This window comes from Streptacidiphilus sp. EB103A (assembly GCF_041261405.1).
In the GTDB taxonomy this organism is placed as follows: domain Bacteria; phylum Actinomycetota; class Actinomycetes; order Streptomycetales; family Streptomycetaceae; genus Streptacidiphilus.
Window position 1 is genome coordinate 69417 of record NZ_JBGCAQ010000032.1, and the last position, 12290, is coordinate 81706.

General features: G+C 72.6%; 16 protein-coding genes. 10 read left to right on the forward strand and 6 right to left on the reverse strand.

The annotated features are described in order from the left end of the window. Window positions 1–90: 90 nt before the first annotated feature. Window positions 91–666 carry a hypothetical protein gene (locus ABH941_RS37955; protein WP_370135540.1) on the forward strand — a complete coding sequence of 192 codons (576 nt, stop codon included), beginning with the start codon at window positions 91–93 and terminating at the stop codon, window positions 664–666. Here ABH941_RS37955 and ABH941_RS37960 read toward each other — a convergent pair. Continuing rightward, a complete protein-coding gene (locus tag ABH941_RS37960; protein ID WP_134010073.1) occupies window positions 644–904 on the reverse strand; it encodes a hypothetical protein in 261 nt (86 codons plus the stop codon). The genes ABH941_RS37955 and ABH941_RS37960 overlap by 23 nt on opposite strands. A gap of 114 nt (window positions 905–1018) precedes the next feature. Here ABH941_RS37960 and ABH941_RS37965 point away from each other — a divergent pair, with 114 nt between their 5' ends. Next, a complete protein-coding gene (locus tag ABH941_RS37965) occupies window positions 1019–1744 on the forward strand; it encodes a bifunctional DNA primase/polymerase (RefSeq protein WP_370135544.1) in 726 nt (241 codons plus the stop codon). 165 nt (window positions 1745–1909) lie between these two features. Here ABH941_RS37965 and map read toward each other — a convergent pair whose 3' ends face one another. Further along, window positions 1910–2758, reverse strand: coding sequence for a type I methionyl aminopeptidase (map, locus tag ABH941_RS37970; protein WP_370135547.1), 849 nt, complete (start codon window positions 2756–2758; stop codon window positions 1910–1912). A 96-nt stretch (window positions 2759–2854) separates the two neighbouring features. Here map and ABH941_RS37975 point away from each other — a divergent pair, with 96 nt between their 5' ends. The 6 genes from ABH941_RS37975 to ABH941_RS38000 all read left to right on the forward strand — a co-directional run bounded on the left by ABH941_RS37975 (window position 2855) and on the right by ABH941_RS38000 (window position 7907). Further along, a complete protein-coding gene (locus tag ABH941_RS37975) occupies window positions 2855–3043 on the forward strand; it encodes a hypothetical protein (RefSeq protein ID WP_370135549.1) in 189 nt (62 codons plus the stop codon). A 156-nt stretch (window positions 3044–3199) separates the two neighbouring features. Further along, the gene (locus ABH941_RS37980) at window positions 3200–4234 is read left to right on the forward strand and encodes a DUF4129 domain-containing protein (RefSeq protein ID WP_370135552.1); all 1035 of its coding nucleotides are present in this window, start codon (window positions 3200–3202) and stop codon (window positions 4232–4234) included. Beyond that, window positions 4231–4770, forward strand: coding sequence for a hypothetical protein (locus ABH941_RS37985; protein ID WP_370135554.1), 540 nt, complete (start codon window positions 4231–4233; stop codon window positions 4768–4770). The genes ABH941_RS37980 and ABH941_RS37985 overlap by 4 nt, the downstream gene beginning before the upstream one ends. Window positions 4771–4858: 88 nt before the next feature. Then, window positions 4859–5914, forward strand: a complete 1056-nt coding sequence (locus tag ABH941_RS37990) for an AAA family ATPase (RefSeq protein ID WP_370135557.1) — start codon at window positions 4859–4861, stop codon at window positions 5912–5914. 11 nt (window positions 5915–5925) lie between these two features. Further along, a complete protein-coding gene (locus tag ABH941_RS37995) occupies window positions 5926–7377 on the forward strand; it encodes a DUF58 domain-containing protein (RefSeq protein WP_370135561.1) in 1452 nt (483 codons plus the stop codon). Next, entirely contained in the window at window positions 7374–7907 is a 534-nt protein-coding gene (locus ABH941_RS38000; RefSeq protein WP_370135566.1) for a hypothetical protein, read from the forward strand. The genes ABH941_RS37995 and ABH941_RS38000 overlap by 4 nt, the downstream gene beginning before the upstream one ends. Window positions 7908–7928: 21 nt before the next feature. On the opposite strand, the gene ABH941_RS38005 is transcribed toward ABH941_RS38000, so the two are convergent. Beyond that, window positions 7929–8555 carry a hypothetical protein gene (locus ABH941_RS38005; protein ID WP_370135569.1) on the reverse strand — a complete coding sequence of 209 codons (627 nt, stop codon included), beginning with the start codon at window positions 8553–8555 and terminating at the stop codon, window positions 7929–7931. 47 nt (window positions 8556–8602) lie between these two features. Here ABH941_RS38005 and npdG point away from each other — a divergent pair, with 47 nt between their 5' ends. Further along, window positions 8603–9319 (forward strand): NADPH-dependent F420 reductase, encoded by a 717-nt coding sequence (gene npdG / locus ABH941_RS38010; protein ID WP_370135572.1) that lies wholly within the window; start codon window positions 8603–8605, stop codon window positions 9317–9319. An 85-nt stretch (window positions 9320–9404) separates the two neighbouring features. After that, window positions 9405–9566, forward strand: a complete 162-nt coding sequence (locus tag ABH941_RS38015) for a hypothetical protein (RefSeq protein ID WP_198037329.1) — start codon at window positions 9405–9407, stop codon at window positions 9564–9566. A 22-nt stretch (window positions 9567–9588) separates the two neighbouring features. Here the strand turns inward: ABH941_RS38015 and ABH941_RS38020 are convergent, their stop codons facing one another. The 3 genes from ABH941_RS38020 to panB all read right to left on the reverse strand — a co-directional run bounded on the left by ABH941_RS38020 (window position 9589) and on the right by panB (window position 12282). Then, window positions 9589–10395, reverse strand: coding sequence for a site-2 protease family protein (locus ABH941_RS38020; RefSeq protein WP_370135574.1), 807 nt, complete (start codon window positions 10393–10395; stop codon window positions 9589–9591). A gap of 139 nt (window positions 10396–10534) precedes the next feature. Next, window positions 10535–11284 carry a trans-aconitate 2-methyltransferase gene (locus ABH941_RS38025; protein WP_370135577.1) on the reverse strand — a complete coding sequence of 250 codons (750 nt, stop codon included), beginning with the start codon at window positions 11282–11284 and terminating at the stop codon, window positions 10535–10537. 95 nt (window positions 11285–11379) lie between these two features. Continuing rightward, window positions 11380–12282, reverse strand: a complete 903-nt coding sequence (gene panB, locus ABH941_RS38030) for a 3-methyl-2-oxobutanoate hydroxymethyltransferase (RefSeq protein ID WP_370135580.1) — start codon at window positions 12280–12282, stop codon at window positions 11380–11382. Between the last annotated feature and the right edge of the window lie 8 nt (window positions 12283–12290).

The window sequence follows — 12290 nt, forward strand, 5'->3', positions numbered from 1 at the left end:
CACCCGTTCGGTCCGCAGCGGGTCGCTGAGCGGTGGGGCGCGTGTGAGCGTGAGGGTTCCGAGACAGCCGCACTTTCCGGAGGACCCGTCGTGCCGACGAACGCCCGCTTTCGCACCATGCTCGCGGCGGGGACGCTGGCCGCGTCCCTGCTGGTGCTGCCCGCCTGCTCCAGCAGCGGCAGCACCAAGAACTCCGTCAACGCGGTCGGCGCGGCGGTCAATGCGACGCCGACCAGCAGCGCGGACCGGGTCAAGTTCGCCAAGACCAAGTTCGTGGCCAACGCGAGCCTGGCCGCGGGGGCCGCGTACCAGTGGCTCTACAAGCCGTTCAAGGCGGGCACCTTCAAGAGCGGCGCCAAGGGCAGGACGGTGGCCCTGGTCAAGGGCGGGCTGGCCGGCGCCTTCACCTACAACCGGCTGAAGGCCGCGCTCAACGACGCCAAGGGCGACCCCACCCTCTCCAAGGCCACCGACGCGCTGTCGTCCAGCATCGAGAGCATCAAGAACCTGCCGAGCAAGATCAAGGGCGGCAGCGCCACCGACGCGGACTTCAACCAGGTCCAGAGCGTCGTCGACGGTGTGAAGAAGACCGCCTCGCAGAACGGCCTCAGCGTCACCGACCAGGTGCCCTCGGCGAGCCAGCTCACCCAGATGGTGACGAGCTGACGCCCTCGGCGCCGGCCGCACCGGCCTCGGCCCGGACATAGGTGTAGCGCCACTGCCGACGGCCGTCCGCCCCGTGGAACTGCTCCCGGACGTAGACCAGGGTCTGGACGGGTGCGCCCGCGCGGGCGGGCAGGGTCGTCCGGTGCTCCGGGGGTACTCTTTCGGCCAGATTGACCGGGACCGCCGCGACCCTTCCGTCCAGCGGCCCTCCCACGAACTGGACCCGGGCTCGGCGCATGGACCACACCCTCTCACTTCCGGCCCCTGGCACACACCACCCCTGTCGCACCCGTATCCTCATCTGTACACATTCCGGTAACCCTGGGGTGCGTACGGTGGCGAGAGGGGCTCGATGCAATCCGCGGGCAGGCGATCCAACTGGTGGCGCAGGCGCTCGGGCCTGGGCGCGCGCGAAACCGGTCCACTCGGCGCCGCGGAGGCTGCCGCCCGCCTGGAGTCCCGACTGGAACAACTGCTGCGCGCCGTCCGCGCGGGCTTCCCGGTCGCCCCGGCCGCGCACGCCGTCGACTACCGATGTTCCTGCGGCCGGGTCGGCTGTCCGGCCCCCGCGCAGCATCCGCTCTCCTTCGCCTGGCAGTCGCAGGCGTCCGCCGACACCGAGCAGGTCACCCGCTGGCTGACCCGGGACCCCGACGCCAACGCGGTCACCGCGACCGGCCGCACCCACGACGTGCTGGACGTACCGGCGGAGGCCGGGCGGCTGGCGCTGGAGCGGATGGACAGCCTGGGCGTGGCGGTGGGGCCGGTCGCCGCGATCGGCGAGGACCGCTACCTCTTCTTCACCACCAGCCGCTCCGCGCTGGACGAGGACGAATGGTGGACCTCCGAACTGGACACCAGCCCCGAGGACGTCTCCGAGCATCCGGGTCTGCGGTGGCACACGCGTGGCAGCTACGTCCTGCTCCCGCCGTCCCGCCTCGCCGACGGCTCGACGGTCAGCTGGGTACGCGACCCGGACCGGACCCTCCCGGACCCGCTGCGCGTGCTGGACGTCCTCACGGACGCGTGCACGGCCGTCGGCGCCGTCGCGGTGGGCGAGCACTGGCTGATCGGTTAGCTGCGGCGTCTGCCTGGTTGGTCGCGCACGCAGTTAAAAAACACAGCCCCGCGCCCCTAGGTGCTGCAACTGACCCGCTGAGGGTAAGTTGCACTACCCAGGGGCGCGGGGAACTGCGCGACAAGCTGGCTACGGTCCGCGGTCAAACACCGACAGAACCCGGGGTCACGGCAGAGTCAGAACCTCACTGCCGGTCTCGGTCACTACGAGCGTGTGCTCGAACTGCGCAGTGCGCCTGCGGTCCTTGGTGACCACCGTCCACCCGTCCGGCCAGATGTCGTGCTGATAGGTGCCCAGGGTCAGCATCGGCTCGATGGTGAAGGTCATCCCCGCCTGGATCACCGTCGTCGCGTACGGGCTGTCGTAGTGCGGCACGATCAGCCCGGAGTGGAACGAGGTGTTGATGCCGTGGCCGGTGAAGTCCCGCACCACGCCGTAGTTGAAGCGTTTGGCGTAGGACTCGATGACCCGTCCGATGACATTGATCTGCCGGCCGGGCTTGACCGCGGCGATGCCGCGCCGGGTGGCCTCCCTGGTGCGCTCGACAAGGAGCTTTGACTCCTCGTCGACATTGCCGACCAGGTAGGTGGCGTTGAGGTCGCCGTGCACGCCGTGAATGAACGCGGTGACGTCCAGATTGACGATGTCGCCGTCCTGGAGCACGGTCGAGTCCGGGATGCCGTGGCAGATCACCTCGTTGACCGAGGTGCAGATGGACTTGGGGAAGCCCCGGTAGCCCAGGTCCGAGGGGTAGGCGTCGTGGTCGCACATGTACTCGTGCGCGATCCGGTCCAGCTCGTCCGTGGTCACCCCGGGCACGATGGCGGCGGCCGCCGCGTCCATGGCCCTGGCCGCGATCCGGCTCGCGATCCGCATCTTCTCGATCGTCTCCGCGGACTGCACCTCCGGGCCGGTGTACGGGGCGGGACCCTTGCGGCCGACGTACTCGGGACGCGGGATGTGCGCCGGGACGCTTCGGGTGGGCGACAGGGTGCCGGGAACGAGTGGAGACATGCGGGCGATTCTATGGGGTGCCCGGCAGCCCCCGGAGTGCGGCGCGAAGACGTGGGCAGGATGCTGATGGCGGACGCGAACGCAGGGAGATGAGTGATGGCTGACGCTGTCGACAAGGCCGAGGGCTGGTATTACTGCCTCAAGCACAAGACCGTTGAGCAGGGCATGGTCTGTCCCGCGCGCACCCGGCTCGGGCCGTATGCGACCGAGGCGGAGGCCGCACGGGCACTGGAGAAGACCAAGGAACGCAACGAGGAGTGGGACAACGACCCCCGCTGGCAGTGATCGCGCGGTCAAGAGCCGCAAAGGGCTGGCATTCCGGATATTCCGGACAGCTTCTTGGCGCGGAGGCGCTGATCGTGCCAGGGTGGCCGTCGAGACCGGAACGGGTACGCACCTCCCGTACCGGTGACGGTACGGGCACGGCGGGGGCGCACACGGGTGGCGGACAGGTCAGAGGCGGGAGAGCGGCAGAACGGTGATTCCGGGTCAGGCCCTGCCGACTCCCGCCGCAGTGCCCGCGGACCGCTCCTGCTGCTCGGCGTCGTCGTCGGCACCGCTGTGGCCGCAGTCTGCCTGCGGGCCGGCGGCTCGGCCCCGCTGGGCGGCGTCGGCGTACTGCACGGTCTGTGGCTGCTGGTCGCCCTGGTGGTCTTCGCCGCCGGCTGGTACGCCGTCGCGCAGTACCAGGCCCGGCAGGGCGAACGGCCGCTGGGGACGCCGCGCGAGGAGCGGCTGCAGAGCCTGACCGTGGCCGCCCTCGGCATCATAGGGGTGGCGACCACCGCCGGGGTGGCCGTGCTCGGGCTGACCCACACCGGCCCGCCGGATCTGCCGCCGACCGATCTGACGCCGGTCACGCCGGCTTCGGGCCCGCCGGCCAGCCCGGGGCCGCAGATCAGCCTGCCGCCGGTGAAGAACAGCACCTCTCATCCCTTTCCGGCGGGTGTGGTGCTGATCGTCCTGATCGGCCTGCTGGCCGTCGCGGCCGGGGTGGTTCTGACCCTCTTCGTCTCCCGCTGGCTCCAGGCCCGCAGAACGCTCCCGCCGCCGCTGCGGTCGACCCTCGAACCGGAGGACGACGACAGTGCCGCGCTCGGCGACGCCGTCAGGGCTGGGCGGACGGCGCTCCAGGGCGAGGACGTCCGGGCCGCGGTGATCGCCTGCTATGCGGCGATGGAGGAGTCCCTGATCGCCGGCGGGGTGCGCCGCCAGGCCGCCGACAGCCCGGCCGACCTGCTGCGCCGGGCCTCCGAGGCGGGTCTGCTGGCCGGACTGGCGCCGCATCAGCTGGCCGGGCTGTTCCGCGAGGCGCGCTACTCCACCCATCCGATGGCCGAGTCCGACCTGCGCAAGGCGCGGGCCGCGCTCGACGAGATCAGTGCTCTGCTCGCGGAGCGGGCTGCGCGCCAGGCGGCCGAGGCCGCAGCGGCGGCAGCGGCGGTGCCGATGTCGAAGGGGGCCGAGGCCCGATGAGCCCGCGAGCCGTCCCGCGCCTCGGCGTGCTCCCCGAGGCCCTCCTCTGGCTCGGTGCCGCCGCGCTCTGCTCCGAGGTGGCGCTGGCCCTGGTCGGCGGCCTGCCGGGGGCCGCCACCGGAGCCGCCGTGTTCGTCGTCGCCGGGCTGGTGGCGGTGCGTTACGTCCACGGCGCCCAGGCCATGGACAGCGACTACCGCCGCAAGGTCCACCTGGTCGGCAGTCGCGAGCCGACCCTGCGCTACTGGGACGCCGCGATCGAGGACGCCCTCGACTCCATGAGCGGATACGAGCTGCACCTGCGGCCGCTGCTGCAGCGGCTCTACGCGGTACGCCTGGCCGAACGGCACGGGGTCTCCCTGGAGACCCAGCCCCGGCAGGCCGCCGCGATCGTCGGCCCCGAGCTCTGGCCCTGGATCGACCCGTCGGGCCGGCAGCGCCGGAACGCGCCCCGCCGGGTCGACCCCCGGCTCGCACCCGACCCCATCAGCGGACCCGTCCTGACCGCCCTCGTCGAACGCCTGGAAAAGATGTGACGTGACGCCCGATCCGTCAGCCTCGTCGATACCGCCCCTGCCAGAACCGTCCATCCCGGAACCGTCCGTCCCGGACATGAGGAGCGCCGTGACAACCGTGAGCCAGCAGGACGCCCCGGTCCTGACGCCCCAGCAGGCGGGCAGCCGCGCGCACGAGGTGCTGACCGAGATCGAACGCGCCGTCGTCGGCAAGCGGCAGGCGCTGGAACTGGTCATGCTCGGTGTCCTGGCCGGCGGGCACGTGCTGATCGAGGATCTGCCCGGTCTCGGCAAGACCCTGCTGGCGCGCTCCTTCGCGACCGTGCTCGGCCTGGACTTCAGCCGGATCCAGTTCACCCCCGACCTGCTGCCCTCCGATGTCTCCGGTGCCCCGTTCTACGACCAGCGCACCGGCGAGATGGTGTTCCGTCCCGGCCCGGTCTTCACCAACCTGCTGCTCGCGGACGAGATCAACCGCACCCCGCCGAAGACCCAGGCGGCGCTGCTGGAGGCGATGGCCGAGGCGCAGGTCTCGGTGGACGGCACCACCCGCCGGCTGCCGTCGCCCTTCGTCGTGATCGCCACCGACAACCCGATCGAGTACGAGGGCACCTACACCCTTCCCGAGGCCCAGCTCGACCGGTTCCTGCTCCGGGTCAGGATGGGCTACCTGCCGGTCGCCGACGAGGCCGCGATGCTGCGGGCGCGGCTGGACCGGTCCGCCCCGGAGGCCGTCCTCAAGCCGCTGACCGACCCGGCCGAGGTGCTGGCGATGCGGGACAGCCTGGAGCGGGTCGAGATCGACGACGACCTGGTCGACTACATCGTGGCGCTGATCGACGCGACCCGTAAGCACGCCCAGATCCAGGTCGGCGCCTCGCCCCGGGGCGGCCTCGCGCTGGTGCAGCTGGCCCGGGCCCGGGCCGTGATGTCCGGACGGGACTTCGTCACCCCGGAGGACGTCAAGTCGGTGGCGGTGCCCGCGCTGGCGCACCGGATCAGCCTCAAGCCCGAGCTGTGGGTGCGCCGGATCAGCGCGGACGACGTCATCGCGGCGGTGGCGGAGACCGTGCCCACCCCGCGGACCACGCCGCGGACCGTCCCGGGAACCGCACCGCAGACCGCTCCACAGACCGCCTCGCGGTCCGTCCCGCGCCAGGCATGACGGTGGGTCGGATGCCGCGGCAGCAGCCGGACCGTACGGACCGCAGGGAGCGCGACCGGCGCAGGTCGGCCCGGGCCGGAGCGGGGCGTGCGGCGGGCCCCGGCGTCGGCGCCGCAGCCGACCCGGCCGCGCCGCCGCCCCTGCTCCCGCCGGAGGTGCGCCGCGCCCTCGGCGGCGACGGTACCCACCGCCCGGACTCGGAGCCGCCCGCCCCCGGCCCGGAGGGCGCCCGCCCGTCAGAGCGGGCTCTGCGGCTGGCCACCGTGGCCGCCGCGGCGGCGGCCGCCGCCGTGCTCAGCGGGCAGCCCTGGCTGCTCGCGCTGGCCGTCGGCCCCGCCTGCCTGCTGGTCCTGGCCGGCGCCGGCGGCCGTCCCGACCGGGCCAGGGCCAGCGCGGAGGTCGCCTCGCGCCGCTACTTCGAGGGCGAGACGGTCACCGCGAAGATCACCGTCGGCTTCGACGGCACCGCCGGGTGGATCGATCCCGGCGTCGCCCCGGGCCCGGGCTCCGAGCTGCTCTCCGTGGACGTGACCGGACCCGTCGTCACCCTGGGCTTCACCGCGGCCCGTTGGGGTCGCTGGTCGCTCGGCGTGGTCGACCTCGACCTCTACGACGCGGGCGGGCTGGCCCGCTCCACCGTCCGGGTCGACCTCGGCGAGATCGAGGTCTTCCCGGTGCCGGCGGACGGCAGCCTCACCCCCATCCCGGTCCGGCTGCCGGACCGGCTCGGCGAGCACACCGCCCGCCAGTCCGGCGAGGGCATCGAGGTCATCGGGGTGCGGCCGCATGTGTGGGGCGAGCGCCAGCGCCGCATCCACTGGCCGTCCACGACCCGGCGCGGCAGCATCCAGATCAACCAGTTCGCGGCCGAGCGCACCGCCGACGCGGTGATCCTGCTCGACGCCTTCAGCGACGTCGCGGATCCGGTCACCGGAGCCTCCAGCCTGGACGAGTCGCTACGGGTCGCCGCCGGCCTGGTCCGCACCTATCTGCGCAGCCACGACCGGGTCGGCATCGTCTCGGTCGGCGGCAAGCTCCACTGGCTCCAACCCGGCACCGGCGACGCCTACTTCTACCGCATCGTGCAGACCGTCCTGGACGTCCGCCGGGATCTCTCGTTCCACACGCCCGACCTCAACCGGCTCCCCCCGCCCGCGCTCCCGCACGGCGCACTGGTGTACGCGGTGACACCGCTGGCCGACAACCGGATCATGGACGTGCTGGGCGGCCTCGCCGAGCGCGGCAACCCGATAGCGGTGGTGGAGATCCCGATCGGCGACCCCAGGATCGCGGCAGACGACCCCGTCGAGCAGCTCGCCCTGCGGCTGTGGCGGCTGGACCGCGAGGCGGTCCGCTTCAGCCTGGTCGAGAAGGGCATCCCGGTCGTCCCCTGGCTGGGCGACACCCTCGACCTGTCCCTCGCCCCGCTGCTGCGCAGCCGCCTCTCCGGGAGGGCTACTTGACCACCCCCACGCTGGACCGTCCGGTACAACTCCTCGGCTGCGCACTGGCGTTGCTGGTCACCGACCCCACCGCCTGGGCCGGCCGGCCCCTGCCCGACCTGGTCGTGCCGCTCTTCGCCCTGGCTGCGGCCTGCTACGCGGCGGCCCCGCTGGCGGCACGTCCGGTCGCCACCGGCTATCGCTGGTTCGCGCGGCTGGCCCGGCACCGCAACACCGCCTTCGCGGTGCTGTGCATCGTCCTCGCCGCGACCGACCCACCCCCGGCCTGGCTCGCCGCAGTGGACGCGGTCCTGCTGCTCACCTACCTCCTCGCGGTCGACGCCGTGGCCGCCGGCCCGCCCGGCCTCCGCCTGCTCCGCCGCCCGGTCACCCTCCTCGCCGCCTACGGCGGCACCGCCGCGGTCCTGGCCGCAGCCCTTCTCCCCACCACCCCGCTGGGCCCCTCCGCCCGCCTGTTCGCCGCCCTCGCCCTCGCCGCGGCGGGAGGTGCGGTGGCGGTCGCGTCGGGGGTGCGGGGGCGGAGGGGGTAGGTGCGGTCGTGGCTACTGCCCTCACCAGCGCATCGGTGGCGGCGTGGCTGTCAGCCGGTCCATCGCGCGAGCCAGGGCGCCGCGCAGCAGGCGGCCGCGCCGTGCGGGGGCTGACGGCTCGCCGGCGGCCGCGCTGACGAGGTGCTGGACGATGTCGAAGTTCGGCGACCCGGCGCCGTCGGGGACGGTCAGCGCCTCATGGGCGAGCCCGCGCAGCTCGCCGTGGGCCGTGCCCAGGTCGGCCTCCAGGGCCAGGATCGTGGCGCCGCCGCGTCGTGCGTCGTGCACCCGTTCCAGCAGGCCGCCGTCGGACCCGCCGGGTGCGACGACCAGGACGGTCTCGCCGCGTCCGGCCTGTTCCAGCCGTCGCAGCGGGACGGAGAGATGCGGGGGTGCGCCGGGGGGTACGGTCCGGCGCAGCAGGGTGGGGGAGAGTGCCGGGAGCCCGCTCCAGGCGGCCTCGTCGTCCAGGTGCGCGGCGAGGTGCCAGGGCTCCTCCGCGTCGGCGCCGACCAGCAGCAGCCCGCCGGGCGCGGCGGAGGGGCGGGTGACCGCGCCGCGCAGCGCGCCCGCGAAGCCCTGGGTCCGCTCCAGCCAGCCCGATCCGGCGAGCAGTTCCCGCAGCACTGTGACCCTGGCCGCATCCATGCCCCTCATGCTGCCGTAGTCGGCGCCGCTGATGGGAGTATTCGGGAATGACTGCACCTCAAGAGACCACAGCCGGCGCTGCTCCGGCCCCCGCCCGCAGCCCCTACGACCTGCCGGACGTCTCCGGCCTCGTCGTCGGCGTACTCGGCGGCACCGGGCCGCAGGGCCGTGGCCTGGCCTACCGGCTCGCCAAGGCCGGCCAGCAGGTGGTGATCGGCTCCCGCAGCACCGAGCGCGCCCAGGAGAAGGCCGACGAGCTGGGCCATGGCGTGCGGGGCGCGGACAATGCGACCACGGCGGCGACCAGCGACATCGTGATCGTCGCCGTGCCCTGGGAGGGCCACGCGGAGCTGCTGGCCTCGCTGCGCGCTGAGCTGGCCGGGAAGATCGTCGTCGACTGCGTCAACCCGCTGGGCTTCGACAAGCAGGGCGCCTACGCGCTCAAGCCCGAGGAGGGCAGCGCCGCCCAGCAGGCCGCCGCGCTGCTCCCGGACTCGCGGGTGACGGCCGCCTTCCACCACCTCTCGGCGGTGCTGCTGCTGGACCAGGCGGTGGAGGAGGTCGACATCGACGTGCTGGTGCTGGGCGAGGAACGGGCCGCGACCGACGCCGTCCAGGCGCTGGCCAACCGGGTTCCGGGGATGCGCGGGGTGTTCGCGGGACGGCTGCGCAACGCGCACCAGGTGGAGTCGCTGGTCGCCAACCTGATCTCGGTGAACCGTCGCTACAAGGCCCACGCGGGTCTGCGGGTCACCGATATTTGAGACCCCTTGGGAGGGGTCGGGCCGGGCGTCGGACACAATGGTCCTCGTCCGGCCCTTTCCGTTGTCCCGCTCCCCGGAGTCCCCGATGCCCCGCTTCGCCCTGCTTGCCTTCGTCCTGGCCGCCCTGGCCCTGGTCGCCGCCGTGGTCTCGGTGCTCGCGGGTTTCTGGATCGGGCTGGTCTGGGTGCTGCTGGCGGGGATCGCCAGCAACGTCGGCTGGGTGCAGCTGCGGCGCGCCCGGATGTGAGCCCGGCGGGGCCGACCGGTGGTCAGCTCCCGAAGAGGCTGCCCAGGTGGATGTTGAAGAAGTGGAACAGCCCGGAGCCGACCGAGGCGAACAGTGCGCTGTCGCCGAACCAGCCCAGTACCCGGAAGATCACGTCGTTGAAGAACCAGTTGTTGACCGTCGGGTTCCACAGCAGCAGGAAGACGATCATCATCCCGTACGGGGCCAGGTTGCCGAACGCGCGCCGGTTCTCGTAGGAGAGCCAGGGCTCGATTATTCCGTAGCCGTCCAGCCCGGGCATCGGGACCAGGTTGAGGATGCCTGCCATCAGCTGCAGCATCGCCAGGTACCCGAGGGCCGAGAAGAACGCCGGGTGGGCGGTGTCGACGCCGACCTGGCTCAGCGGGAGCAGCAGCACCAGGGCGAGGACCAGGTTGACGGCGGGGCCGGCCGCCGAGATCAGGCTGTGCTTCCACTTCCCCTGGATCCGGCCGCGCTCGATGAAGACCGCACCGCCGGGCAGTGCGATGCCGCCCAGGATGATGAAGATCAGCGGCATCACGAAGCTGTAGATCGGGTGGGTGTACTTCAGTGGGTTCAGGGTGAGATAGCCCTTGGTGCCCACCGAGATGTCGCCGCCGTGCAGTGCCATGCGCGCATGTGCGTACTCATGGAGGCAGAGCGAGATCAGCCAGCCGGCCACCACGAAGAGGAAGACGCCGACCCTGGCGTTGCCCCATCCGCTCCAGAGGGCCCACCCGGAGGCGGCCAGAACGGCGACCAGCACCCAGAAGATCACGCTGATCTTCCGGTCGGTCGAGGGTGTGGGACGGGCGTCGGTGTAGGTCATCAGTGCGTGGCTCCGAAGGGCGGGGGAGTGCCGATCATGCCGCCTCGCCTCCCCCGCGACAAGCGACACCCAGGTGTCAACCACTGGAACGACCGTGTTCGGCAGTGCGTTCCAGCTGAGGGCGTCCATCAACTGTTCGTCAGGCCCCGCCGTCCGTCCTGCGCAGCAGGAGGGAGACGAAGCCGAACGTGCCCCGGTAGCCGTGCAGCCACTCCTCGCGGTGCACCCGGGCCGCCTTCAGGGCCGTCGGGCTGTCGGGGTCCTCGGGATTGTCCAGGGCCCACTCGGACAGCGTCCCGGTCCAGCACCACTCGTACTCGTCCAGCTCCGCGGCGGTGCTGGTGTAGCCGAAGACCGGGGTCCAGCCAGCCTGCACCACGCGGTCGACGGTGGTCGCCAGGTCGGTGTAGGGGTCGGTGCCGCTGCCGTCGCCGAAGATCTCCAGGGCGGCCGGACCGGGTTCGCGCTCCCAGTAGCCGTCGCCGACGAGCACGGCCCCGCCGGGGGCCAGGTGCCGGCGCGCGGCCTCCAGGGTCGGCAGCAGTCCGCCGAAGGCGTGGGTGGCGCCCATGCACAGCACCAGTTCGAACGGTTCCTCCGACGTGAACGCCGCGGCGTCCCCGACCTCCAGCTCGACGTTCTCCCCGGCGAGTGCCTTGCGGGCCTCCTCGATCACCTCGGCGTCCAGGTCCACCCCGACCGCCTGTATGTCGGGGCGTCCGTTGACCGCCAACTCCAGCCAGGCCCCGCGCCCGCAGCCGAGGTCGAGCACCCGCTCGTCCCCGACCGGCAGGCCCCAGCGGACCAGCCGGTCGGCCGAGTCGGGGTCCAGCGGGGCGGCTATCGGGTGGTCGCGGTGCGCGATGGCAGAAATCCTCTGTCGTTCCATGTCGCGTACCCTCTCATCCCTGCGCCCCGCCCGTCGCCCGGGATTCGTCCGGGTCCCGGCGGGGACCCGGACGACGCCTGGGAACAGACGGTCCGTCAGTGGAAGGTGTGCTCCTCCGCCGGGAAGGTGCCGCCGATGACGTCGGCCGAGAAGGCGCGGGCGGCGTCGCCGAGGGTGGCGCGGAGGTCGGCGTACTGCTTGACGAACCTGGGCACCCGGCCGCCGGTCATCCCGGCCATGTCGGTCCAGACCAGGACCTGGGCGTCGCAGCCGAGGCCGGCGCCGATGCCGACGGTGGGGATGTGGACCGAGGCGGTGACCTCGGCGGCGAGCTCGGCCGGGACAGCCTCCAGTACGACGGCGAAGGCGCCGGCGGCCTGGACGGCCTTGGCGTCGCGGAGCAGCTGGTGGGCCGCCTCGTCGCCGCGGCCCTGGACCGGGTAGCCGCCGAAGGCGTGCACCGACTGCGGGGTGAGGCCGATGTGCGCCATCACCGGGACGCCGGCCTGCACCAGCAGTTCGGTCGCGGCGGCGGAGCGCTCGCCGCCTTCCAGCTTGACCGCGCCTACTCCGGCCTCCTTCATCAGCCGGACCGCGCTGCGCAGGGCCTGGGCGGGGGACTCCTGGTAGGAGCCGAACGGCAGGTCGGCGACGATCAGGGCGCGCTTGGTGCCGCGCACCACGGCGGCGGACATCATCACCATTTCGTCCATGGTGACCGGCACGGTGTTCTCGTAGCCGAGGTGACAGTTGCCCGCCGAGTCCCCGATCAGCAGCACCGGGATGCCCGCGTCGTCGAAGACGGCGGCGGTGGGAGCGTCGTAGGCGGTGAGCATCGGCCAGCGCTCGCCGCGCTGCTTGGCGGCGGCGAGGTCGCGGACGGTCACGCGGCGGGAGGTGACACCGCCGTAGAGGGACTGCGGCGCCTTGTCGGACGCGGGCTTGTCGACACCGGTCTGGGCGGACTTCTGGGCAGGCGGGAGCGAACCGTGCTGCATGGCTGATC